Source organism: Streptomyces sp. NPDC005728 (assembly GCF_040630895.1).
Classification (GTDB): Bacteria; Actinomycetota; Actinomycetes; order Streptomycetales; family Streptomycetaceae; genus Streptomyces.
In genome coordinates, this window is the sequence record NZ_JBEXYL010000001.1 from 131,501 (window position 1) to 155,874 (window position 24,374).

At 72.8% G+C, this 24,374-nt stretch carries 19 protein-coding genes; 5 read left to right on the forward strand and 14 right to left on the reverse strand.

Features of this window, described 5'->3' with window-relative positions; genetic code table 11:
• Positions 1–143 precede the first annotated feature (143 nt).
• On the reverse strand, positions 144–1,280 hold the full coding sequence (locus ABZ471_RS00555; RefSeq protein ID WP_359060801.1) for a glycerate kinase: 1,137 nt from the start codon (positions 1,278–1,280) through the stop codon (positions 144–146).
• A 164-nt stretch (positions 1,281–1,444) separates the two neighbouring features.
• Here ABZ471_RS00555 and ABZ471_RS00560 point away from each other — a divergent pair, with 164 nt between their 5' ends.
• Both ABZ471_RS00560 and ABZ471_RS00565 read left to right on the forward strand, forming a co-directional pair.
• Positions 1,445–2,518, forward strand: a complete 1,074-nt coding sequence (locus ABZ471_RS00560) for an ADP-ribosylglycohydrolase family protein (protein ID WP_359060803.1) — start codon at positions 1,445–1,447, stop codon at positions 2,516–2,518.
• Between the two features lie 28 nt (positions 2,519–2,546).
• A complete protein-coding gene (locus ABZ471_RS00565; RefSeq protein WP_359060805.1) occupies positions 2,547–3,041 on the forward strand; it encodes an NUDIX hydrolase in 495 nt (164 codons plus the stop codon).
• Positions 3,042–3,076: 35 nt separating this feature from the next.
• On the opposite strand, the gene ABZ471_RS00570 is transcribed toward ABZ471_RS00565, so the two are convergent.
• Positions 3,077–5,512, reverse strand: coding sequence for a SpoIIE family protein phosphatase (locus ABZ471_RS00570; protein ID WP_359060807.1), 2,436 nt, complete (start codon positions 5,510–5,512; stop codon positions 3,077–3,079).
• 191 nt (positions 5,513–5,703) lie between these two features.
• Between ABZ471_RS00570 and ABZ471_RS00575 the strand changes: the two genes are divergently transcribed.
• A complete protein-coding gene (locus tag ABZ471_RS00575; RefSeq protein WP_359060809.1) occupies positions 5,704–6,474 on the forward strand; it encodes a Sir2 family NAD-dependent protein deacetylase in 771 nt (256 codons plus the stop codon).
• A 49-nt stretch (positions 6,475–6,523) separates the two neighbouring features.
• Here the strand turns inward: ABZ471_RS00575 and ABZ471_RS00580 are convergent, their stop codons facing one another.
• The 6 genes from ABZ471_RS00580 to ABZ471_RS00605 all read right to left on the reverse strand — a co-directional run bounded on the left by ABZ471_RS00580 (position 6,524) and on the right by ABZ471_RS00605 (position 14,714).
• Positions 6,524–7,498 (reverse strand): teichoic acid biosynthesis protein C, encoded by a 975-nt coding sequence (locus ABZ471_RS00580; RefSeq protein ID WP_359060811.1) that lies wholly within the window; start codon positions 7,496–7,498, stop codon positions 6,524–6,526.
• 134 nt (positions 7,499–7,632) lie between these two features.
• Complete coding sequence (locus ABZ471_RS00585; RefSeq protein WP_359060813.1) at positions 7,633–8,115, reverse strand: methylated-DNA--[protein]-cysteine S-methyltransferase; 483 nt, start codon at positions 8,113–8,115, stop codon at positions 7,633–7,635.
• Between the two features lie 11 nt (positions 8,116–8,126).
• Positions 8,127–9,608, reverse strand: coding sequence for an AlkA N-terminal domain-containing protein (locus ABZ471_RS00590; RefSeq protein WP_359060815.1), 1,482 nt, complete (start codon positions 9,606–9,608; stop codon positions 8,127–8,129).
• Positions 9,609–9,691: 83 nt separating this feature from the next.
• Positions 9,692–11,356 carry a hypothetical protein gene (locus tag ABZ471_RS00595; RefSeq protein ID WP_359060817.1) on the reverse strand — a complete coding sequence of 555 codons (1,665 nt, stop codon included), beginning with the start codon at positions 11,354–11,356 and terminating at the stop codon, positions 9,692–9,694.
• 26 nt (positions 11,357–11,382) lie between these two features.
• Positions 11,383–12,957: a protein kinase gene (locus tag ABZ471_RS00600; protein ID WP_359060819.1), complete on the reverse strand. Its 1,575-nt coding sequence runs from the start codon at positions 12,955–12,957 to the stop codon at positions 11,383–11,385.
• On the reverse strand, positions 12,954–14,714 hold the full coding sequence (locus ABZ471_RS00605; protein ID WP_359060821.1) for an FHA domain-containing protein: 1,761 nt from the start codon (positions 14,712–14,714) through the stop codon (positions 12,954–12,956). Before ABZ471_RS00605 ends, ABZ471_RS00600 begins: the two co-directional genes overlap by 4 nt.
• Positions 14,715–14,797: 83 nt before the next feature.
• Between ABZ471_RS00605 and ABZ471_RS00610 the strand changes: the two genes are divergently transcribed.
• Positions 14,798–16,402, forward strand: a complete 1,605-nt coding sequence (locus ABZ471_RS00610) for a hypothetical protein (protein ID WP_359060823.1) — start codon at positions 14,798–14,800, stop codon at positions 16,400–16,402.
• Positions 16,403–16,526: 124 nt separating this feature from the next.
• Here ABZ471_RS00610 and ABZ471_RS00615 read toward each other — a convergent pair whose 3' ends face one another.
• The 6 genes from ABZ471_RS00615 to ABZ471_RS00640 all read right to left on the reverse strand — a co-directional run bounded on the left by ABZ471_RS00615 (position 16,527) and on the right by ABZ471_RS00640 (position 22,691).
• Positions 16,527–17,402, reverse strand: a complete 876-nt coding sequence (locus tag ABZ471_RS00615; RefSeq protein WP_359060825.1) for a methylenetetrahydrofolate reductase — start codon at positions 17,400–17,402, stop codon at positions 16,527–16,529.
• Positions 17,403–17,501: 99 nt separating this feature from the next.
• A complete protein-coding gene (locus ABZ471_RS00620; RefSeq protein ID WP_359060827.1) occupies positions 17,502–18,926 on the reverse strand; it encodes an MFS transporter in 1,425 nt (474 codons plus the stop codon).
• Positions 18,919–20,832 (reverse strand): glycoside hydrolase family 15 protein, encoded by a 1,914-nt coding sequence (locus tag ABZ471_RS00625; protein ID WP_359060830.1) that lies wholly within the window; start codon positions 20,830–20,832, stop codon positions 18,919–18,921. Before ABZ471_RS00625 ends, ABZ471_RS00620 begins: the two co-directional genes overlap by 8 nt.
• A gap of 105 nt (positions 20,833–20,937) precedes the next feature.
• Entirely contained in the window at positions 20,938–21,366 is a 429-nt protein-coding gene (locus tag ABZ471_RS00630; RefSeq protein ID WP_359060832.1) for a hypothetical protein, read from the reverse strand.
• 33 nt (positions 21,367–21,399) lie between these two features.
• Entirely contained in the window at positions 21,400–21,867 is a 468-nt protein-coding gene (locus ABZ471_RS00635) for an SHOCT domain-containing protein (RefSeq protein WP_359060834.1), read from the reverse strand.
• Between the two features lie 176 nt (positions 21,868–22,043).
• Entirely contained in the window at positions 22,044–22,691 is a 648-nt protein-coding gene (locus ABZ471_RS00640) for an HdeD family acid-resistance protein (RefSeq protein ID WP_359060836.1), read from the reverse strand.
• Positions 22,692–22,933: 242 nt separating this feature from the next.
• Between ABZ471_RS00640 and ABZ471_RS00645 the strand changes: the two genes are divergently transcribed.
• Complete coding sequence (locus ABZ471_RS00645) at positions 22,934–24,346, forward strand: DUF2252 domain-containing protein (RefSeq protein ID WP_359060838.1); 1,413 nt, start codon at positions 22,934–22,936, stop codon at positions 24,344–24,346.
• Positions 24,347–24,374 lie beyond the last annotated feature (28 nt).

Below are 24,374 nucleotides of genomic sequence, written 5' to 3' on the forward strand. Positions count from 1 at the left end.
CCGTGTTTGGGTTCGGGGCCCTTCGCTGTCCCTACGGACCTGGCTGGGGGCGGAGCCCCCAGCCCCCCGGCCTCTGCCCACCCACCACCCGACTCGGTCGGTCGGATGGGCAGCGGGGGTTTGGGGGCGGAGCTCCCAAGGGTTCAGCCCAAGTAGTCCCCGGCGATGCGGGCGGCGACGCGCTCCAGGATCGGGCCGGCGTCCGCGATGCACTTGGCGACGTCGGGCTCGACCGAGGTGAGGGGGTAGGCCCGCCCGATACCGGCCCGCAGCAACGCCTCCTCCGGCAGAGCCAGCCGACCGCACACCGCGACAACCTCCTTGCCCGCGGCCCGGGCAGCGGCGGCGACCCCTGCGGGTGCCTTGCCGTGCAGGGTCTGCTCGTCCAGCGACCCCTCACCGGTGATCACCAGCGAGGCCCGCTCCAGCGCCGGAGCGAAGCCCAGCACGTCCAGCATGACCTCGATACCGGGCCGGAAGCGCGCGCCCAGGAGCAGTGCGCCGTAACCGATGCCGCCTGCCGCACCCGCACCCGGCGCTGCCGCATGCTCGGCGGCACGCGGCCCCACGGCTGCCTCCAGGACCTTGGCGAAGTGAGCGAGGGCCGCGTCCAGCGTCGCCACGTCGTCCGGCGAGGCCCCCTTCTGCGGGCCGTACACCGCGGGCGCGCCCTTCGGCCCGGTCAGCGGATTGTCGACGTCGCTGGCGAGCACCAGTTCCACCTCGGACAGGCGCGCGTCGAGGCCGGACAGGTCGGCCCGCGCCAGCTCGGCGAGGCCGCCGCCGCCCGGCGGTACCGGCTCGCCGTCCGCGTCCAGGAACCGGGCGCCCAGCGCCGTCAGCATCCCGGCGCCGCCGTCCGTCGTGGCGCTGCCGCCGACGCCGAACACGATCGTCCGCGCGCCCGCGTCCAGCGCGGCCCGCAGCAGCTCACCGGAGCCGTACGTGGACGACGTCAGCGGCGCGAAGACACCGGCGGGCAGCCGCTGCAGACCGCTCGCCTCGGCCATCTCCACGACCGCGGTGTCGCCGCGCAGCGCGAACGCGGCCGTGACCTCCTGGCCCAGCGGCCCGGCGACCCGGATCTCCCGGCGCTCGAAGCCGGCCGCGACCGCCGCGTCCACGGTCCCGTCACCGCCGTCGGCCACCGGCAGCGCCTCGACCTCGACGCCGGGTACGACCCGGCGCAGCCCGGCCGTGACCCGCTCGGCGACCTGCACGGCCGTCAGCGAGCCCTTGAACTTGTCCGCGGCGATGAGCACCCGACGGGTCTCGTTCACTGCAGCGTCCGCCACCTTGCTTTCCCCTTGCTCTCCGGGCCCCGCGCACGTCAGGGCCAGTCGCGCCGCTGCGACCATAACCGGAGGACACCCCCGCCGTCATGCCCCGACCGAACCCTGGGCAGCCCCTGGGAGCCGGCGGGGAAAACGGGTAGACCCCAGCCATGAGCAACCAGGGCACCGGGCCGGACCTCGCCGACCGCATCCACGGAGGCTGGCTCGGCCGGATCGCGGGCAACATGCTCGGCAAACCGGTCGAGCAGGGCGAGGTGTGGACACGCGAGCGCATCGACGGCTATCTGCGGCGGGCCGCGGCCCTGCCGCTCACCGACTACCTGCCCGAGCCCGCCGACGCGGCCGACGGCGCCGTGCTGCGCCCGGAGTGGCGTCAGTGCGTGCGCGGCAGGATCCACGGCAGCTGCCGCGACGACGACGTCGACTACGCCGTCCTCGGCCTGCACCTGCTGGAGACCCACGGCTTCGGCTTCAGCACCGAGCAGGTCGGCGACCTGTGGCTGCTCAGGCTGCCGTACCTGCAGACCTTCACGGCGGAACGGGCCGCGTACCGCAATCTCGCGAACGGTCTGAAGCCACCGCTGACGGCGACGTACGACAACCCGTACCAGGAGTGGATCGGCGCGCTGATCCGCGCCGACGTCTACGGCTGGACCTGCCCCGGCGACCCGTGCCGCGCCGCCTCGCTGGCCCGCCGGGACGCGGTGCTCTCGCACACCGGCAACGGCGTCTACGGCGCGATGTTCGCGGCCGCGCTGATCTCGGCGGCCTTCACCGCGCCGGATGTGCGGGAGGCGCTGGAGACCGCGCTCGCCGTGGTCCCGGCGAGCAGCCGGCTGGCGCGTACCGTGCGCCGGGTGGTGTCCCTGCACGAGACCCGTCTGCCCTGGGAGGAGACGCTGGCCACGCTGTCCGCGGAGACCGCGGGCCTCGGCTGGATCCACACCGTCCCGAACGCGGCCGTCCTCACGGCCGGGCTGCTGTACGGCGACGGCGACTTCACCCGGACCATCGCCCTCACCGTCCGCGGCGGCCTGGACACCGACTCCAACGGCGCCACTGCCGGCTCGGTGGCCGGGGTGCTCACCGGAGCGGCGGCCGTCCCCGCCCGGTGGACGGACCCGCTGGAGGACACGGTGCGGAGCGCGGTGTTCGGGTTCGACGGCGTACGGATCAGTGCGCTGGCCGAGCGCACCCTGCGCCTGGCGACGACCGCGCCGTAGCCGTCCGGCGGCTGGTTACCCTTCCTCAATGACCACGACTGACGACTTCGCCGCGTACATCGCGAGTCTGCCCCGTGTCCTCGCCGGCGCGGGCGCGCTCTTCCGGGACGTCGAGGGACGCGTGCTGCTCGTCGAGCCCAACTACCGCGAGGGCTGGGCCCTTCCGGGCGGCACGATCGAGTCGGACGACGGTGAGACGCCCCGTCAGGGTGCGCGCCGCGAGACGCTCGAGGAGATCGGCCTGGACCGGGAACTCGGCCGGCTGCTGGCGGTGGACTGGGCGCACGGGCCGGGCCGGCCGCCGCTGGTGGCCTACCTCTACGACGGCGGTGTCCTCACCGAGTCCGAGTTCAAGGCGATCCGCCTCCAGGAGGAGGAACTCCTGTCCTGGCGGCTGGTCACCCCCGAGGAGATCCCCGACCACCTGCCCGGCGCGCTCGGCCGCCGCGTGCTGGCCGCGCTGGACGTACTGGCGCAGGACGCGGGCACGGTGGAGCTGGAGAACGGCGACCGGGTGGCCTGAGCGCCGCCGGGGTGCCGGGCGTCCCCGGTGGCGGGTCATGCGTGTGGCAGAGGCTGCTCCGTCCAGACGGTCTTGCCGTCGTGGCTGTAGCGGGTGCCCCACCGCTCCGTGAGCTGCGCGACCAGGAAGAGCCCGCGTCCGCCCTCGTCCGTGCTGAGGGCCCGCCGGAGGTGAGGGGACGTGTGGCTGCTGTCGGACACCTCACAGATCAGGCACTGCGAGCGGATGAGGCGCAGGGTGACGGGGCCGGCCGCGTACCGGTAGCTGTTGGTGACGAGCTCGCTGGCGACCAGCTCGGTGGTGAAGGCCAGCTCCGTCAGCCCCCATTCGGCGAGTTTCGCCGTGGTCAGCTCCCTGGCACGGGCAGCGGCGGTCGCTTCCAGGGGCAGCTGCCAGGCGGCGACATCCTGTGGCGGCAGCACCCGGGTACGGGCGATGAGCAGCGCGACGTCGTCGATGGGGAGGTGTTCCTTCGGCAGCAGCGCTTCGACCACGGCGTGGCAGGTGCTGTCCAGAGGACCGGCGGAGGGGGTGAGACATTCGTGCAGGTGCTCCAGCGCGGCGTCGATGTCCCCGTTGCGCGCCTCCAGAAGACCGTTGGTGTAGAGCGTGAGCAGGCTGCCTTCGGGGAGGTCGAGGTCGTACGTCTCGAAGGGCAGCCCGCCCAGACCCAGCGGCGGACCCGCGGGCAGGTCGAGCACGATCACCTGGCCGTCCGGGGTGGACACCAGCGGTGCCGGGTGACCGGCGCGGGCCAGGGAGCAGTGCCGGGAGACCGGATCGTAGACCGCGTACACGCAGGTGGCCCCGAGCACCTGCTCCACCGCGGACCCGCTGCCGTGGGCGTTCGCCTCCAGCTCGGTGGCCAGCAGACTGACCAGATCGTCCAGCCGCGCCACCACCTCGTCCGGTTCCAGGTCGAGGCTGGCCAGGGTGCGCACGGCGGCGCGCAGGCGGCCCATGGAGGCCGCAGCGTGGATCCCGTGGCCGACCACGTCGCCCACGACGAGCGCGACCCGGGCCCCTGACAACGGGATCACGTCGAACCAGTCACCGCCGATGCCCGGTTCACCGCTCGCCGGGAGATAGCGGCAGGCCACCTCGACGGCCGGCAGGTCGGACACCGCGCTCGGCAGCAGACTGCGCTGCAGAGTCAGAGCGGCACTCTGCTGCTGGGTGAAGCGGCGCGCGTTGTCGATGCAGACAGCCGCACGCGAGGAAAACTCATGGGCCACCGCGGCATCGTCGTCCTCGAAAGGCTCCGAATGGCGCACTCGCCACAGGCTCACCACGCCCAGTACCAGGCCGCGCGCCACCAAGGGCACCACGATCAGCGAATGAACTCCGAGACCCAGGGCGATCTCGACCCGCCGCCGGTCCATGGAGTACCACTCGGGGCGCAGGGACAGCAGCCGGTCGAGAATCGGGCGACGCTCGGACAGGCACCGCGCCTGCGGAGATTCCGGAAGGAGCGGGACCACCTCGCCCTCCTGGTACGGGACCCGGTGTTCCGGGGGTGAGAGGGCTACGCGGAGCAGCGGACCTGTCACACCGGGGGGTGGTTCGTCACCAAGTGTCACCGACTTCAGAAGGTCCACCGAGCAGTGGTCGGCCAGGCCGTGGGTGGCCACCTCGGCCAGTTCCCGGGCCGTCTGCGCCACGTCCAGTGAGGTTCCGATCCGGGCGCTCGCCTCGTTCAGCAGGGCGAGCCTGCGTTGGGCCCGGTGGCGGTCGGTCACGTCCTCGATCGTCTCGGCCACGCCGAGCACCCGGCCCGAGGGGTCTTCCATCCGGAACGCCGAGACGGACACGATCCGTTCGCGGCCCGGATCGTGGCGTGCCCGGGCGGACTGCTCCGTGAAGATCAACGGCTCGCCGGTCTCCAGGACGTGCCGTACCCGCTCCTCCGCCGGGCCTGCGTCCTCGTCGACCATGAATTCGCTGGGGCGATGGCCCACCGGCGCATCGGCCGGGACGCCGCTCGCCTTCTCGACCGCACGGTTGACCCGGATGACCTTCCTGTCCGGGCCGTAGGTGACCAGACCGATCGGGGACCGGCGGTACAGGCCGTCCAGCAGGGCACGGTCCCGCTGCCAGGCGATGACCTCCGCGGCGGGTGCTCCTACCAGGACCCACTCCTGGCTGTCCCCGTCCCGAGTGATCGCGCGGGCCCGGAAACCCATCTCCACACGCCGTCCGTCGCGGTGCCTGACGGGCAGGACCCCGAACCAGCCCCCCGTCCTGATGGCGTCCACGACGACGGACCGGACGACGAGCAGGTCACGGGCGTCCACCAGGAGGTCCTGCCATGCCCGTCCGATCACTTCCTTGGCCGGGTAGCCCAGCAACGCCTGTGCACGTGCGCTCCAGCCGACGACGGTGCCTTGATCGTCGAGCACAGCCGAGGCGCCGCGCCCGAGGGCGAACGGATCCTCGGGATTCTCGCTGAAATGCATCGACGGCGTCCCCATAGCCACCACCTTGCCTACGTGACTCCGATGTTCCTCCCCGCGGTCCCCGTTCGCGACCCTTCCGTTCCTCCCGGCCCGGCGGTCGGCGGGGGGTGGCACGGCGACGCGACACCTGGCCGGAGGACCCATGACCCATGCCGCGCGCCGGATATCCGTTCGCCCCGAGCAAGCAGCCGTCCTACCCTCGGCCCATGAACAGGCCACTCGTCGCCGTCCTCAGTGGTGCAGGCATCTCCACCGATTCCGGGATCCCCGACTACCGCGGCCCGAACGGGCTGTGGCGGAAGGATGCCGAGGCCGAGAAGCTCGTGACGTACGAGTACTACATGGGCGACTCGGAGATCCGGCGCCGGTCGTGGCAGATGCGGCGGAGGAATCGGGCGCTGGAGGCCGAGCCGAACGCCGGGCACCTGGCCATCGCCGAACTGGAGAAGTCCGGGATCCCGGTGCGGGTCATCACCCAGAACGTGGACGGGCTGCATCAACTCGCCGGCATGCCCGCCCGCAAGGTGCTGGAACTCCACGGCACCGCCCGCAGTGTGGTGTGCACGAAGTGTCACGTGCGCGGGCCCATGGAGGACGTGCTGGCCCGGGTCGAGGCCGGCGAGGAAGATCCGCCCTGCCTGGAGTGCGGCGGGATCCTGAAGTCGGCGACCGTGATGTTCGGGCAGCAGCTGGACCCGATGGTCCTCGGCGAGGCTCTGGCCGTCGCCAAGGCCTGCACCGTGTTCATCGCCGTCGGCACCAGCCTCCAGGTCCAGCCGGCCGCGGGCCTCGCCGGCGTCGCCGCCGACAACGGCGCACGACTCGTCATCGTCAACGCCGAGCCGACACCGTACGACGACCTGGCCGACGAGGTGATCCGTGCACCCATCGGCACCGCGCTCCCCGAACTGCTGCGCACCCTGAGCGCGGCCACGCGCCGAGCCGACCACCACGGTCCGGGAACCCCGGACGCCTGAGGACGGCCGACGACGACCATGCCGCCGGGGCCGGTGCTCAACCGTCCTGTCAGACCAGGTCCTTCTTGTAGAAGATGCTGGAGCGGCGGTCGCCCTCGTCGCCGGTGGCGAAGCCTATGAAGAGGCGGGACTGGCCCGAGTCGGTGCGGTAGACCGCGAGGCCCTCGGGCTCGCGCCAGTGCAGTGTGGAGCCGGCCTTGGTCAGGAGCGGGCCCTGGGCGATCTTGCCGGTGTTGACGTTGATGCTGGTGAGTTTGGTGTTGCCGGGGGCCTTGTTGGTGGACGAGTAGTGGTCGCCCGTCTGGAAGTACATGTAGGAGCCGTAGAGGGTGTAGCCCTGGGGCGTCCCGGAGATCGCCGGCGGGGTGAACTTGACGAGGGGCCTGCTGAAGTCGCCCCGCTCGACGTCGGACATCTTGTAGATGGCGATGTGCTTGGCGCCGTCCTTGTGGTAGCGGACGATCATGCGGTTGTACACCGGGTCGATGGAACAGGTGTACTCCGAGGCACCGGAGACCGGCCGGAACCTGCCGAAGGTGGTGGACGACGAGTCGAGGGTCTTGCCCGCCTGGTACTTGACGAAAGCCAGCTTGGTGCCGTAGCCGTGCCTGTTCGTGTCGCACTCGATCCACAGCCAGCTGCTGCCGCCGCTCGCGACGACGCCGAAGGAGACGCCGTGGCCGAAGCCGTTGAGGTGCATGTACGACTTGTAGTTGCCGTGGAAGTCGAGCTGGCTGATGCACAGGTCACCGGCCGACTCCGGGCTCCCGGACCGCTTGGCGGCCACGAAGAGGCGCTTGTTGGCGGAGTCGAAGGCAAAGCTCTGCTGGACCCGCTTGCTGTGCAGCACCTTGTTGCGGAACAGGTCGTAGGAGGGCTTGGACAGGTCGAAACGCTTGGTCGCGGTCACCGCCGCCGACGCGCTCTGGGCACCGAGTCCGAGACCGAGCGCGGCGAGTGAGGCGCCCGCGCCGGTGCGCAGAAGTCCCCGACGGGTGGGGGACATACCGGAGTTGAAGTCCATGGAAACCTCCTGGGAAGGGCAGGCGAATTCCCAAGACCTTACGCATGGAGATCGGGCCGGGGTGACTGCGGGGCTGGTGGCAGCGCGTTTGTGGCATGTTTGGAACAGACATGGCTGCGGGGCTGCAGCGGCGGCTAGAACAGGGCCGTCCCGCGCTCGAAGTCCAGCAGCCGGCGCTTGCGGTCCAGGCCGCCGCCGTATCCGGTGAGGCCGCCGCCCGCTCCGACGACCCGGTGGCAGGGCACGATGATGCCGACCGGGTTCTTTCCGTTGGCGAGGCCGACGGCGCGGGACGCCTTGGGGTTGCCGAGCGCGTCGGCGAGTTCGCCGTAGGAGCGGGTCTCGCCGTACGGGATGCGGATCAGCTGGTCCCAGACGCTGCGCTGGAACGGGGTGCCGTCGAGGCGGAGTTCGAGAGTGAACTCCTTCGACTCTCCCGCGAAGTAGGCCGACAGCTGTTCCTCGGCCTCGGCGAAGGGGGTGTCGTCGAGGCCGCCGAAGCTTTCCTCCGGCGGGCGGTGGCGCTGGTCGGTCATGTAGAGACCGCACAGGACGCCGTCGTCGGCGACGAGGGTGAGGGGGCCGTAGGGGCTGTCGATGACGGTGTGCTGCTTCATCGAGAAGATCCTTACACGGGAAGGAAGTTGATCGGGTGGCTGTCGGTCGCCCACAGGTACTGCACCGCGTAGGCCCGCCAGGGGCGCCAGGCCTCGGCCCGGGCGGTGAGCGCGGCCGGGGTGCCGGGCAGGCCCAGCTCCTGGGCGGCGCGCCGGATTCCGAGGTCGGTGGGGAGGAAGGCGTCGGGGTCGCCGAGGGCCCGCATGGCGATGACGTCGACCGTCCAGGGTCCGAACCCGGGCAGACCGAGCAGCCGTGCGCGGGCTTCCGCCCAGTCGGATTCCACCCCCAAGTGGAGTGTGCCGTCGGCGAGTTGACGGACGAGGGTGGTGAAGGTGGTGCGCCGGGTGCGGGGCATGGCCAGGGTCTCGGGGTCCACGGCGGCCAGCGCGTCGGGGGACGGGAAGAGGTGAGTGAGGCCGCCCTCGGGGTCGTCCAGGGGCTTGCCGTGGGCGGTGACCAGGCGGGCCGCGTGGGTGCGGGCGGCGGCCGTGGAGACCTGCTGGCCGAGCACCGCCCGGACCGCGAACTCGGCCTCGTCCACCGTGCGCGGCACCCGGCGGCCCGGCGCCCGGTCCACGAGCGGCGCGAGCACCGGGTCCGCGCGCAGCCGGTCGTCCACGGCGACCGGGTCGGCGTCCAGGTCGAGCATGCGCCGGCAGCGGCTGATGGCCACGGTCAGATCGCGCAGGTCGCTCAGGGTGAGCCGGCAGGCGATGTGGTCGGGGCGCGGGGCGAGCGCGACGATCCCGTGCCCGTACGGCAGCCGCAGCGTGCGCCGGTAGGCGCCGTCCCGCCACTCCTCCACGCCCGGTACGGCCGTGGCGGCCAGGTGGCCGAAGAGGTTGTCGGGGTTGAGCGGGGCGCGGAACGGCAGTCGCAGCGCGAGGGTCCCGGGCGTGCTCGCGGCACTGTTCTTCGGCACCCGGGCGCGCAGTTCGCTCGGGGAGAGGGCGAAGACCTCGCGGACGGTGTCGTTGAAGGTGCGGATCGAGGAGAAGCCGGCCGCGAAGGCGATCTCCGCCATCGGCAGCGGGGTCGTCTCGACCAGCAGCCGCGCGGTCTGGGCGCGCTGGGCGCGGGCCAGCGCGAGGGGGCCCGCGCCCAGCTCGGCGAGCAGCTGCCGTTCCACCTGCCGGGTGCTGTAGCCGAGCCTGGCGGCGAGACCGGGCACGCCCTCGCGGTCCACGACGCCGTCGGCGATCAGCCGCATGGCCCGGGCCACCAGGTCGGCGCGCAGGTTCCACTCCGGGGAGCCGGGGCTGGTGTCGGGGCGACAGCGCTTGCAGGCCCGGAAGCCGGCCTGCTGGCAGGCGGCAGCGCTCGGGTAGAAGGTCATGTTCTCCGGCTTGGGCGGGACCACCGGGCAGCTGGGCCGGCAGTAGATACGGGTGGTCAGAACGGCCGTGTAGAACCAGCCGTCGAACCGCGCGTCCTTGGACTGCACCGCGCGCACGCAGTGCTCCCGGTCGAAGTGCATCCCTGTCTGCATGCGTCCAGGATCGACCATCGCGGGAGGCGCCCGCTGGCGAGAATCCGACACGTACCTGGCGGTGGCCAGGGACCCGGCGGTGCTCAGGGGCAGACGTAGGTGAAGCTCGCCCGGGCCTCCATCGGGGCCGGCCGGTGTCCGATCAGCAGCCGGGCGGTCCCCCGGAAGCGGCCGGGACCGCGGACCGTCCACCGTAGATGCACCCGGACCTGGCGCTCACCCCGGCGGGCGGTGCGAACCAGCTCGCCCGACTCCTGGCCGCCCCCGCGCAGCCACCGGTACGTGACCGGGCCGCCGTGGCCGTCGGTGGTGACCACGCCGACCAGGTCGGCGGTCTGACCGCAGTGCAACGGCCCTGCGGGCGCCTGGACCCGGACGGCTACGACCGCCGGGGCGGGATCCGGTCGCAGCAGCAGCCAGAGCAGGACGGCGGCGATCGCCAGGAAGGCGGTGGTGACGAGCCGGCCCCGGCGTCCTCGGCGCGGTCGCTGCGCCGCGGGTACCGCCGCGCCGGTGTGCCACCGGGCGCGCAGGACGTCCTGCTCGTCGGCGGGAACCCCGGGTCCGAACCGGAGCAGGACCTCGTCGGATTCCTCCCCGGCGGGTACCAGGGGCGTGGCGCCACGGTTGCGCCTGCCGAGCACGGTGGCCCGGGTGTCCGGGGCGGCGGAGGGGCGGGCACGACCGACCGTGGTGGGCTGGTCGGCGGCGGCCGGTGGGTGAGGTGCGGTGGCTCGCCGGGCCGGGCTCTCGGAATCGGCAGGGGCTGTCGCGAAGGGGGTCCGGTCGGGCGCCGGATCCGGCGTGGTGACCGCTGAGGCCGGTGCCGGGTGGCCGTCCTCCCCCACGTGAGCAGGGTGATCGGAGGGTGCAGCTGCGGAGTGTGCCGGTGACGGCGGTGGTGCGGTGAACTCCGGCGCCGACGCGGCGGCCGCCGCACGCAGTGCCGTACGGCGCAGGAAGTCCGCCGGGAGCGCCTCGCGCCCGGCCACGAGCGTGGCTCGGGCCGCCGCCAGCCCCTCGGTCTCGGCGGTGGTGGCACAGCGGGCGAACAGGTCCGCGGCGGGGGGTCCGGGCATCGTCCAGGCGGCGCCCAGGGTGCGGGCCAGGGCGGCCCAGGCGGCGGTGTCGGCCGACCTGCGGTCGGCGCGCGGCGCATCACCCGAACCGTCCTGCGCATCACCCGGAACCTGCAGCGCATCGCCCGGAAGCGGTACGGCCGCAGCGTCCGTGTCCGCCGCCCGACGGGGAGCGTGCAGCGCGTCACCGAGCACCGTGCTCAGCGCCCCCTCGGCGAGCAGCGCGACACCGTCCGGGGCGAGGACCACGGTGTCCGCGTCGAGGGAGCCGTGGGCCAGGCCTGCCGAGTGCAGGGCCAGCAGGGTCTGTGCGGTCTCGTTGAGAATGCTCGCCGCGCTGCCCGCGTCCGGGCGGGTGCCGCCGGCGGACAGGACGTCGGCGAGCACGGGGGCCGGCGGCCGGGCCGTGAGCAGCCACACCTCGTCGGCCTCGGCCACGAGATCGACCGTGCCGAGCAGTCCGGGCAGCCGGAGCCTTGCCGTGGCGAGCACCACGGCCGCCAGCCGCTCGCGCGTGCCCGAAGGCCCGAGCAGGGCCGGGTCGATGCGCAACGCACCGAGCACCGGCTCGCCGGAGCGGGCGGGCAGCAGGGCGTGCCAGGTGCCGAAGCGGGTGTCCCGTGACCAGCCGGACAGGGGCCGGCCGGCCACTGTGGTGGCTGTCGTCATGTCGATCCGTTCTGGTCGGACGGTGTTCAGCACGGCGGTGCGTCCAGGGACGCCGTCTGGGGTCCGTCAGCGGCCGCCGGGTCGCTGCTGAGCGTGACGTTCCAGGTCCCCCGGCAGGGGTGGTTGGAGAAGTCGGCCTCGAAGGTCAGGTCGTACCGCGTGCTCCCGGACAGGGGCCGGGCCTGGGAGCCGTACGGGTCGGCCGGTGTGTCGACGTAGTAGTTCGCGGTGACGGTCAGCGGACCGGTGCCCGTCGTCACGACCGTCACCGCCGCGACGAGCGTGCCCGGTCTCTGCCCGCGCTGCCAGGAGCCGATGGTGATCGTGACCGTGCCGGGGGTTGCCGGGTCGGGGGACACGGTGGCGGTGGGTGTCCCGGCCGGTGCGGTCGCCTCCGTGGACGGCGTGGGTGAGGACGAGGACGAAGGGCTGTCCACGGGGGTGGCGGAGGGCGAGGCGTCGGTCGTGGGCGGGGCGGTGCCGGGCGTGACGGACAGGGAGGGTGAAGTGGCCGGCGTCATGGACGAGTCGACCGGTGACGGCGTCGAGGTCGCCGCCGTCGTCGATGTGTCGTGCGGGCGACCCGTCGCGTACGTCGCTCCGCCCGCGACGACCACCAGCGCGGCCACACCGCCGGTCGCCGCCCTCCATCCCCCGCGCTTCAGCCGGCCCAGCAGGGTCAGCGCACCGGCCGAGCCGTCGAGCGTCGCCGTCGTGGTGAAGGGGAACAACAGGGCGAGCAGTGCGGCGAGTTCGGCCAGCCGGCTGCGGCCGCGCTCCTCCCAGCCGGCGCCGTAGCCCTCGGTGGCGGCGCGTTCCAGGTCGGCGAGGAACGCCTCGACGCCGGGCCGGTCGGCCGGGTCCTTCGCCAGGCCCGCGCGCAGCAGCCCGCGCACCGGCCCGGGTACGTCGTCCAGCGGGGCCGGTGCGCGCAGGTGCTGGAGGCGCAGCGCGGTCACGTCGTCACCGGGGAAGGGCCGCCGTCCGGTCAGGCACTCGTAGAACACCACGGAGGCCGCGTAGACGTCGGCGGCCGGGCCGGCGGGCTCGCCGTTCCACTGCTCGGGCGCCATGTAGGCAGGTGTGCCCGCGGCCTCGGCCTCCCGGCCGCTGCGCACCGCGATACCGAAGTCGGCGAGGGCGCTGGTGCCGTCGGCGCGGACCAGGACGTTCTCCGGCTTGTAGTCGCGGTGCACCACCCCGGCCGTGTGGGCCGCGCCGAGCCCGAGCAGGGAGCCCTTGAGCAGGACGAGCGCGGCCTCGGGGCCGGTGGCCCCGTGCCGGCGCAGCAGGTGCCGCAGGCTGACGCCGTCCACCGCCTCCATCACGATCGCGGCGCCGGCGCGTGCCTCGACGTACTCGTACAGCCGCACCACGCACGGGTGCCGCAGCTCGCCGAGCAGCCGGGCCTCGGCCCGGAAGCGGGCCAGGAACTCCCGGTCCGTGCGGAGGAGTTCGCTCAGGTATTTGATCGCGACGGGCACGCCGGTCGCGGTGTGCCGGGCGAGGACGACCCGGCCGCCGGCTCCCTCGCCGAGCGTGCGGACGGTCTCGTGGCCGGGGACGGCCCAGCCGCCCTCGGTGTGGTCGTCCTGGGTCATGCCGCCCCCTCCACGGGCGTGGTGAACCCGCCATCCTGCGGTGGCAGGTCCTTCGTGTCCCGCCGGCGCCGGATCCTGCGCAGCAGCCAGCGCACGGGGGCGGTCCACACCGGGAACGCGACCAGGGCGACGACGGCCGCCTCGATCACCGTGGTCCACGGCTCGGCCAGCCGGCCCGCGAGCAGGTCGCCGATCCGGGAGCGCCAGGCCAGCAGGGCGAGGGCGAGCAAGCCGTAGGTGCCGACGACGACCGCGAGGCCGTAGGCGGCCATGCCCGTCTGGCGGGGGCCGGGCCGCTTGCCTGCGCGCAGGTCGCGCCACAGGCCCGTGCGGAAGTAGGCGCCGGCCTCCTCGCGCAGCCGGGGCACGCGCAGGGCGTCGGTCAGCGCCTGGTAACCGTCCAGCGGCATCAGCGGGTTGAAGTTGTAGAGGGTGTTCAGATAGAGGCCGAAGGCCAGGTGGTAGAGGACGGCCGAGGCGGATCCCGCGGGCAGGAGGGCCGCGCCCGTGGCGCACCAGCCGGCCAGCGCCGCCGTGGACAGCGGTCCGGACAGGGCCACCACGACCCGCGACCGGCGCGAGCCGAACCACATGTCACTGGTGTCCACGAACGCGAACGGCATGCCCATCATCAGCAGGAACCCGCCGCGCCGGACCTTGCGGCCGTACGACTTCACGGCCAGCGCGTGCGTCAGCTCGTGGACGAGCAGCGCGGTCACGTATCCGGCGGCCAGCAGGACCGGGCCCCACACGCCCGCACCGCCGAAGTCCAGCAGGTGGTGACGGCCCTGGGCGGCGAGGAACGCGACGAGCCCGCCGGCGACCGAGAGCCAGGCGAGGAGCACGCCGGTCCGGGTGAACAGCCGCCAGCCGAAGGCCTGGTAGAGCCGGGTCACCAGCCGGTCGAGGCCGGGGACGGACACCTCCAGCTTCAGCAGCGCCCGGTACACCGCGCGGGCCGCCCGGCGCCAGCCCCGCGGCCGCTCCTGCTCGGGCCGGCCCGGAAGGCCGCGCAGCAGCCCCGCGTCGGCGAACGCGGACAGCGCGGACTCGATGCGGGGCAGGGCGAGTTCGCCGTACCGCTCGGCGTACGCGAAGAGCAGGTCCCGTACGGTGTTCTCGCCGTCGGCGGCGTGCCAGAGGAAGACCTGGCGCTCGTCCAGTTCCAGATAGCGGCCGGTGCGGGTGCTGCTGAGCACCCAGCGAGGTGCACCGCGTTCGGTGGGGATCTGCTTGAGGGCCCAGCCGGAACGGCGGCGGGGGCGCGCGGTGAGCGGGCCGCCTGCCTCCGGGGCCTCCTCCTGTCCGGCGGTGGGCAGGTGGGTCAGCTGGGTGCCGACCACCATCGTGCGGGACCCGATCCGGGCGTCGCGGGGCTGCTCGAACACCAGGCGTACGTCGCCCACGGACAGCTCGGTGCCGTCGGCCAACCGGGCGGCGCCGCCGTGCAGGTCGACGCCGGCGACCGCGGTGCCGTTGAAGGAGTCCAGGTCCTCGATCCGGAAGCCGTCGGCGTCGCGGACGATGCGGGCGTGACTGCGCGAGACGCTCCCGTCGGACAGGACGACGTCGTTGTCCTCGCCCCGGCCCAGCGTGGTGACCGGGGCGGTCAGCGCGACGAGGAGCGTCGGGGCGTCGAGGCCGCGCAGCTGGGGCGCGGCGTACGAGGTCGGTGCGGCACCCCGGCGCGGGGTGCCGCAGTGCAGGCAGTACGGGAAGTCGCGCCGCACGTGGACGCGGCAGACGTGGCAGAGCATGCGGTGGCTCAGCCTCCGCCGGAACCGCTGAGGAACGTACCGCCGTTGAAGCCGCCGTCCGCGTCGGGGGCGGAGGGCGACAGGTGGGTGGCCGCGCCGCCGGTGCCGAGGGCACCGGGGAGGTTCACACCGCCGCGCACGGTCTCGGAGCCACCGCCGATGGTTGCACGGCCGCGGCCGCCGTTCTCGCCGCCGCCCGGTTCGCCGCCGCCGGAGGGTCGGTTGCCGTTCTCGCCGCCGCCGGAGGGACGGTTGCCGTTCTCCTCGCTGCCTCCTCCGCCGCCGCCGGAGGGACGGTTGCCGTTCTCCTCGCTGCCTCCGCCTCCTCCGCCTCCTTCTCCTCCGCCGTGACCGCCGGAGCCGCCCTCGTGACCGTGGCCGCCGCCGTCCTCGCCGCCACCGCCGCCGCCTTCACCGCCGCCACCGCCGCCGTGGCCGCCACCTTCGCCGCCGTCACCACCGCCGTGGCCGCCACCCTCTTCACCGCCACCGCCACCGCCCCCGCCACCGCCGGAGCCGCCGTGGCCGCCACCTTCGCCACCGCCACCCTCTTCACCGCCACCACCGGAGCCGCCATGACCGGAGCCACCGTCTCCGGCTCCGCCGCCGCCCTCACCACCGCCTTCGCCACCGCCACTGTCACCACCGCCGTCACCGCCGTCGCGGTCGTAGATGCCTCCGTGACCGAAATGACCGGCGTCCCCGCCGCCTTCCCCACTTACACCGCCGAAGCCGCCGTCGCCACCGGCGCCGCCGAACCCGCCGTGCCCACCAAGGTCACCGAATCCGCCGGAACCGACACCGCCGTCACCGAAACCGCCGGCACCCAGTCCGCCATCACCGAGACCGCCCTCGGCCCCACCGCCGAAACCGCCGTCGGCACCACCGAACCCGCCATCGACACCGTCGCCGAAGCCGCCGAAGCCGCCATCGGTCCCGCCGAACCCGCCGTCGCCCCCTACGCCGAAGTCTCCGAAGTCACCGAAGCCTCCCTCCGCAGCCCCGCCGAGCTGCCCACCGATCCCCCCGGAGTCACCGAAGTCGCCGAACGCGCCCGGTCCTCCCGCCGCTTCGGCCGGAGACCGGTCCAGCAGTGGGCCGCCGAGCAGGCTGTGGGAGCCGGTCGAGGAATCCTCGAGGCCGCCGACGCCCTCTGCGCTCTCGGTGGGACCCGACAGGCCGGACGAATGGTCGGCGGACAACTGGTCCGCCGGGACGGCGTGGGCCGTGGCAGCGTCGTGGGACGTGGAGACGTCGTGCGTCGCCGCGGAGATGTGGTCCGTGGGAACGTTGTGGTCGGCCATGGCGTCGTGCTGCGCCAGCGCATGCGCCGCGCCGCCGAAGAACAGGGACGACTTGGACAGCCGTGGGTCGAGTGCGGCCGGTCCCCCGTCGGTGCCGGACTCGACACGGAGGGAGCGGAGTTCGGCGACCTGCGCGGGTGTCAGGCCGAGTCTTCGTGCCACCTCGTCGGTGTCGCCGTCCAGTTGGACCCGGAAGTCCGGGTCGACGGCGAGGCGGGTCAGGGCAGCACGATAGGCGTCGTCGGTCATGGTTCGGTCTCCGTCGGTCTGCGGGCGCTGATGCCGATCGCGGCGGAGCCGAGGATCCCCCCTGGTCGGCGGCAACTGCCATTTCCGGCCATCCCCGCCGATACCTGCTGGAGACGTTATAGAGCCCTGGCATGAGCAGCGCAAGAGCGACGAGCAGTGACGACGCGTCCAGGGCGGGCGGTGGCCGCGCCATGTGCCCACCGATCGGATATGGCCATCGACTCACCGGCGGACGACCGAAATACCGAACAGGAGGGCGTCAGTCCTCCCGGTCTCCCCGGCGGAAGCGGGCGATCCACTCCGAGGTGGCCCGCAGGCCTCCGAAGGTGTAGAAGTGCACCTTCAGCTCGCCGTGCCGCGCGGGGTCGTATCCCTGGGCGAGCGCGTGCAGGAAGCGGTCGGGGCCGGCCGTGCCCATGAGGTTGGTCAGCGAGAAGCCGTACTTGCGGGCTATGGAGGCGCTGGTGCCGACGCCGAAGCGGGTGGCGTAGGTCACCAGGCGGCGGACACCGGCCGGGCCGGGGACGCCGATGCGGATCGGCAGTCCGACGCCCCTGGCACGGACGGCCTCCACCCAGCGGAGCACCGCGTCGGCGTCGAAGCCGAACTGGGTGATGACGTCGCCGGCGATCCGCTGCGCCCCGAGCACCGCGCTCTTGTCGCTGAGCGCCGACCACAGGGAGTGCTCGGCGATCGCCGGGTGGCCCTCCGGATAGCCGCTGATGCCGACGTGCCGTACGCCGTGGTGCTGGAGCAGTCCGGTGCGGATGACGGCGAGGGCGTCCTCGAACGGGCCCTCGGGGCGGGCGGGGTCGCCGCCGACGACGAAGACGTTGTCGGCGGTGCCGTCGCAGGCGAGGCCGGCCAGGAACTCCTCCAGGTCCCGCCGGGAGGGCAGCCGGCGGGCGGAGATGTGCGGGACGGGCACGAAGCCGAGCCGTTTGACGGAGCGGGCGGCGGCCAGCCGCATGCCGAGGTCCTCGTTGCCGAGGAAGGTGACGTTGATCCGGGTGCCCCGGGGGATGGCGGCGTGGGCCTCCTCCAGCTTCGGCACGTCCTTGCCGGTCATCTCCAGGGAGAAGTCGTCCAGCAGCGAGGCGCCGACCGCGGGCGGGGCGGTGACGACGGGGTTCATCGTGCTCCTCACGGCTTCGGTCCTGACCTCGGCCGATGATGTCACGCGGACCGTGGGTGCCGTGGGACAGGGGGGAGCGTCCGGGCAGGGACCGGCCGGCTAGGACCTGTCCGGCTCGGCGGCGGGTGTGGCGTGGCTCGCCGTGCGGCTCGGTCGGCCCGGCAGGAGTGCCGCCGCGGCGAGGCCGCCGAGGCCGATCACCGCCAGCGTGATCATCGCGGCGGCGTAGGCGCCCTGGGTGAGTCCGGAGACCAGGATGGTGCCGGCGATCGCGGTACCGAAGGACGAACCGAGGTTGGACACGCTGCGGGACAGGCCGGAGATCTCGCCCTGCTGGTCCTCGGGGAAGCTCGACTGGACGACGTTCACCGACGGGGTCAGCATCACGCCCAGGCCGAGCCCGATGAGCAGGAGTCCGGGAACGAAGGCCCAGGCCGTGGAGAAGCTGCCGACCAGACCGACCAGCACCGCCACACCCGCGACGGAGAGCACGAAGCCGGTCATGATCAGCGTCCGCTGGGACCGTCGCCGTGCCAGGGCCTCGGCGGACAGCGACGTCGCGAGCAGGCCGAGCGTGGCCGCCGTGAAGATCACTCCGGTCTGGATGGCGTCGTAGCCGCGGACCACCTGGAGGTAGGCGGCCACCGTGAAGGACGTGCCCATGAGCAGCAGCCACTGGACGTTCTGGGTGACCAGGCCGAAGTTGGACGTGCGGTTGCGGAACAGACCGAGCGAGAGGAGCGGTTCCTGGCCCGCCCGCTCCTTGGCACACGCCGAGCGGAAGAACCAGCCGAGGACGAGGACGCCGAGGACGATGAGGGCGATCATCAGCCAGACGTTGTTGTCCGCCGCCAGGATGCCCATGACGACCAGGACCAGGCCCGCCGCGGACAGGACCGCTCCGGAGGTGTCGAAGGTGCGGGTCGGGTCCGGGGGCAGGGGGTCCTCGATGCCCCGGCTCAGCCAGACGATCAGTGCGATGACCAGCGCCTGGAAGACGAAGGCCGCGCGCCAGCTGATGGCGGTGGTGATGAGCCCGCCGATGAGCGGTCCCGCGGCGGCACCGACGCCGCCCAGCGCCATGATGATCCCGAACGCCCGGGCGCGGGAGGTCAGGTCCGGGTGGAGCAGCGTGGTGAGGATGTAGACGGGCGGGATGAGCAGGGCGGTGCCGATTCCCTCCAGGATCGAGTTGCCCAGGATGAGGACACCGAGTCCCGGTGCCGCCGCGCTCAGGAGCGCGCCGACGGCGTAGACGACGAGACCGACGACGAAGCACCGCTTGCGGCCGTAGCGATCGGTGAGCTTGCCTCCGGGGATCATCAGCGCGGCCATGACCAGCAGGAAGACGGTGATGGCCACTTGGACGCCCTGGACGGTGGTGTCCAGGTCCCTGCTGATGTCGTTGATCATCACGTTCATGTTGGAGCCGGCGAAGCTGCAGATGAACTGGGCGAGGGCCAGCGCGGCCAGGACCCGCCGCCGCTCCGGCGGCGCCTGCGTCGGCCCTGCTCGGTCAGCCACCCCCGGTGCCTCCGTCCGCGCTTTCGGGGGGCGCCGTGAGGCCGAGGACGGCGAGGCTCCGGGTTCTGCCCGCGTCGGCTCTGTTCGTGGTCCGGCCCAGCTCCTCGTCGAGTGCCATGGCAGCGGTGACCAGGGAGAGATGGGTGAACGCCTGCGGGAAGTTGCCGAGTTGCTCTCCCGAGGGGCCGATCTCCTCGGCGAACAGTCCGACGTGGTTGGCGTAGGTGAGCATCTTGTCGAAGGCGTGCCGGGCCTGGAGGAGCCGGCCGGTGCGGGCGAGTGCCTCGACGTAGAGGAAGCTGCACAGGTTGAACGTGCCTTCGGAGCCGCGCAGTCCGTCCGGTGAGGCCGCCGGGTCGTACCGGTAGACCAGGCTGTCGCTGACCAGCTCCGCGTCCATGGCGTCGAGGGTGCTGATCCAGTCCGGGTCGTGCGGGGAGAGGAAGCCGACCCGGGGCATGAGCAGCAGCGAGGCGTCCAGGACGTCCGTGTCGAAATGCTGCACGTAGGCCTGCCGTTTCTCGTGCCAGCCCCGTTGGACGATCTGGTGGAAGACGGTGTCCCGAGCCTCCGTCCAGCGGCGGACGTCGCCCGGACGGGAGAACCGGGTGGCCGCGCGGACGCCCCGGTCGAACGCCACCCAGGTCATCAGCCGGCTGTAGGTGAAGTTCTGCCGGCCGCCCCGGGTCTCCCAGATGCCCTCGTCCGGCCGGTCCCAGTGGTCGGTCAGCCAGTCCAGTACGCCGCTGAGCGCCGTCCAGCCGCGGACCGCGCCGATGTCCCCACCGACTGCCAGCGCGTCCGAGGCCTCGCCGTAGATGTCGAGCTGGAGCTGGTCGGCGGCCGCGTTGCCCGCCCGCACCGGCCGCGAGCCCCGGTAGCCCTCCAGGTGGTCGAGGATCTCCTCGGTCAGATGAGGGTCGCCGTCCACCCGGTACATGATCTGCAACGGATCGCCCGAGGCGGTGCCGCCGGCCTCGACCCGCTCGCGCAGCCAGCGGCGGAAGGTGTACGCCTCCGTCTCGAAGCCCAGATCGATCAGGGCGCCCACGGACAGCGAGGCGTCCCGGATCCAGGTGTAGCGGTAGTCCCAGTTGCGCTCTCCGCCGACCTGCTCGGGCAGTCCCATGGTGGCCGCGGCGACGGGTGCCCCCGTCGGCGCGTAGGTGAGCAGCTTGAGGGTGATCGCCGACCGGTTCACCATGTCCTGCCAGCGTCCGCGGTAGGTGCAGGAGCGCAGCCAGGACAGCCAGAAGAGGCGACACTCGTCCACGTCCTCGGCGATCCCCTGCAGGAGCGGCGCGGGCGGGGGCGGGGCGCCCTCGGCCGCGCTGGTCAGGACGAAGGCGGCGGCCTGTCCGGCGGAGAGGGTGAAACGGGCGGTGACGTCGTCGCCTTCGGCCCGCAGCGGGACCCCGGTGGTGGACTGGACGTGCAGGTTCGTGCCCGGGCCGCACAGGACGGCCGCGTGGTCGTCGGTGAGCCGGAGCGTGTGCGGGGCGCGCCCGTAGTCGAAGCGCGGCCGGCAGGCGAAGGTGAAGGGCAGCCGGCCCCGCACGACCCGGGCGACCCTGATCAGACGGTGCCGGTCGGTGGGCATCGGTGAGTCGACGGGGGGCATGAAGTCGGCGACCTCGCCGACGCCGCCGGGTCCCATGAACCGGGTGATCAGGACGGCCGTGTCGGACAGGTACAACTGCCGGACCGAAATCCCGTTCCCGTCCGGGTGCTCCGCCGCGAGCCGGCAGTGGCCGCCCCGCTCACTGTCGAGGAGCGAGGCGAAGACGCTGGGCGAGTCGAAGCGGGGTGTGCACCACCAGTCGACCGTTCCGTCCGACGACACCAGGGCCGCCGTCTGGAGATCGCCGACCATGCCGTGCTCTGCGATGGGCGGATACCGCTCCATGTGCTCTCCCGGGGCTGCGCAGGTCCATGTGTTCTGCTGCGACCGGGCCCGTCCGCGGGGTCTTTCACGGACAGGCCCGTGCCGGTGTTCTGCTGCGGCAGGGTTCTACGAGCCCGCGGCGGACTTCTCCCCCGGGACCACGCACAGGGCCCAGATGATGAAGGCGGACAGCGCGATCATGACGACCGACCAGACCGGGTAGTACGGCAGGGAGAGGAAGTTGGCGATGATGACCAGCCCGGCGATGGCCACGCCTCCGACGCGTCCCCACGTCGACGGCCCGAACAGGCCGAAGCTGACGACCACGGCGACCACGCCCAGGGCCAGGTGGATCCAGCCCCAGCTGGTGAGGTCGAACTTGAAGACGTAGTTGGGCGTCGTGACGAAGACGTCGTCCTGGGCGATCGCCATGATGCCCCGGAACAGACTGAGCAGCCCGGCGATCAGGAGCATGACGCCCGCGAAGGCCGTCAGGCCGTAGGCCCACTGCTGTTTGGCGGTGTGCGTGTGCGCACGGGTGGGATTTGCGGACATGCGACTGCCTCGATTCGTATCCGTGGGTCGTGCTCAGTGCCCGGGCGTGGTGGGCGTGCCGGCAGGGCGCTGCGCCGCTCCGGCGCCGCTCAGGACCAGCTCCTTCGCCCGGCGGAACTCGTCTTCGGTGATGTCGCCGCGGGCCCGGATCTCGGAGAGCTTGGCCAGTTCGTCGGCGCTGCTGGTCGGGGCGGTCCCCTTCGCGGCCTCCCGGACGTAGGAGTCGAAGGCCTCCTGCTGGGCGCGTGCCTGCGCCACCTCCCGCTTGCCCATGCCCTTGCCGCGGGCGATCACGTAGACGAGGACGCCCAGGAAGGGCACCACGAGCACGAAGACCAACCAGCCGGCCTTGCCCCAGCCGCTCATGTCGTCGTCACGGAAGATGTCGACGATGACCCGGAACAACAGGACGAACCACAGGATCCACAGGAAGAACCAGAGCATGGTCCAGAAGGCGCTCAGCAGTGGATAGTCGTACGCGAGGTAGGTCTGCGCGCTCATTTCTCTCCTCCGTTCCGGGGCACCGGCCCGTCGAGCCCGGCAAGCCCGTCTCTGCCGTTTTCAGCGTGCACACGGCGAGGCGGGTGCGTCCTCACCCGAGGCGGGTGATCGTGGCGGGGCCATGACGCGTGATCGAGGCCGGGTCATGACGGCGGGCGGCGGCGCGGCCCACCGGCTCACTCCGCGGGGCCGGTAGTGTCCGGCGGCAGGCCGCTCTTGCGCAGAGCGTGCCGCCAGGCGAAGGCGAGCATCAGCTCGCCCAGGCCCAGCAGCACGAGCCACAGACCGAGCAGCCGGGTCAGCACCCGCGCCGACTCGGTGGGCAGCGCCAGCACCACGATCCCGGCGACTATGCCGAGCACGCCGACGCACAGGACGACACCGCGGTGCGGGAGGTCCTCGGCGGCGATCGCCGTGTAGAGGGTGAGGATGCCGGACACCAGCCAGGCCAGCCCGACGATCAGCGACAGCGCGGTGATGGTCTGCAGCGGGTTGCGCAGGCAGAGCACGCCGGCCAGCACGAACAGCACCGCGATCAGCACTCCGGCGAACCGTTCGCCGTGTCCCTCCCGGGCGAAGGCCGAGACGAACCGGAACGCGCCGGCGAGGAGCAGGTACAGGCCGATGACAACGGCCAGGACGTGCAGCGTCTCGTCCGGCCAGACCAGGATCAGCACACCCGGTACCAGCGTCACGACGGCCGACCCGAGGATCCAGGTCCAGGACCGGGCGAGCGCCGTGACGGCGTCCGCGGGTCCGCTTGCTGCCCCCTCGGTCACGTGCGGCGGTCCGGTACGCGGTGCCGGACCACGCGACTCGGTCATGGCTCCTCCTCGCGTGATCGAACGGGTCGCCTCCGGACCGCCGGCGGGGCGGCGTGCGCACCCCTCACCGGGACAGAGTCCCGCGCACGGCCGGTGGCGGGATCACCCACCACGGGTGATCCCTCCGTCGGGGCGGGGCGGTGGGGTGGGGTTCACGGGCAGCGACGGCCCCAGGTCCGCCACGCCCCGCGGGTGCCGGATCCGGGAGCGGGCGGCAGGCCGCCGGACCAGGAGCGTGAGTCATGACCGTACCGAGCGCCGCCACCGTCTCTTCGCCGCTGGCCGACCGGGCGGCCTTCGGCAGGAACGTCCGTACGCGGGTCCCGCGTTCGAGCCACGGTGCGTTCGAGCCCGCGTCCGGCCGGCCGGACGTGATCGACATCCTGGAGGGCCAGTCGGCCACGCGGCTGCCCGAGTTGGTGCCGATCCGTTACGGCCGCATGCTCGAGTCGCCGTTCCGCTTCTACCGCGGCGCGGCCGCGGTCATGGCGACGGACCTCGGCCCGCTGCCCGACACCGGGCTGCGGGTGCAGTTGTGCGGCGACGCCCATCTGCTCAACTTCCGGCTGCTGGCCTCCCCGGAACGGCATCTGGTCTTCGACATCAACGACTTCGACGAGACCTACCCGGGTCCGTTCGAGTGGGACGTCAAACGGCTGGCGGCCAGCTTCGTCATCGCGGCCCGCGCCAACGGCTTCCCCGTCGGCGATCAGAACGCCGCGGTGCGGACGTGTGTGCGGGCCTACCGGGAGCGGATGCGGGAGTTCGCGGGCATGCGCACGCTGGACATCTGGTACGAGCAGGACGACGCCGACCGGATGCGCGCGCTGCTGGCCTCCGCGATGGACAAGGCGGGCAGGCGCCGTACGGCCGAGGCGACCGCGCGGGCCCGTACCCGCACCTCCCTCCAGGCCTTCGCCCAGCTCACCGCGCGCACGCCCGAGGGCCGGCGGATCGCGGCCGACCCGCCACTGATCACCCCGCTGCGGGACGTGCAGGGCGAAGCCGCCGGCGAGGAGGACGAGGACAGGGAGCTGCAGACGCTGCTGGAGGGGTACGCGCGCACCCTGCCCGCGGACCGGAAGCACCTGCTGCGCCACTTCCGGCTGGTGGACATGGCCCGGAAGGTGGTGGGCGTCGGCAGCGTCGGCACCCGGTGCTGGATCGTGCTCCTGCTCGGCCGGGACGACGACGATCCCCTGCTGCTCCAGGCCAAGGAGGCCGGGGAGTCGGTGCTGGCGGCGCACACGGAGGGCGAACGCTACGACAACCAGGGCCGCCGGGTGGTGGCCGGGCAGCGGCTCATCCAGACGACCAGCGACATCTTCCTGGGCTGGACGCACATCGTGGGCTTCGACGGGCGCGACCGGGACTTCTACGTGCGCCAGCTGCGCGACTGGAAGGGCATCGCCCGGCCGGACACCATGGACCCGGATCTGCTGAACCTGTTCGCCCAGGTGTGCGGAGCCTCCCTGGCCCGGGCCCACGCCCGCTCCGGGGATCCCGTCGCCATCGCCGCCTACCTGGGCTGCGGCGACCGCTTCGACCGGGCGCTGTCCGCCTTCGCGCAGGCCTATGCGGACCAGAACGAGCGGGACTTCGAGGCGCTGGGCGAGGCAGCGCGCTCGGGCCGGATCGTGGCGGCGGGGCCGTGAGGGGTGCGGCGTCGGTGCCGTGCGGGCC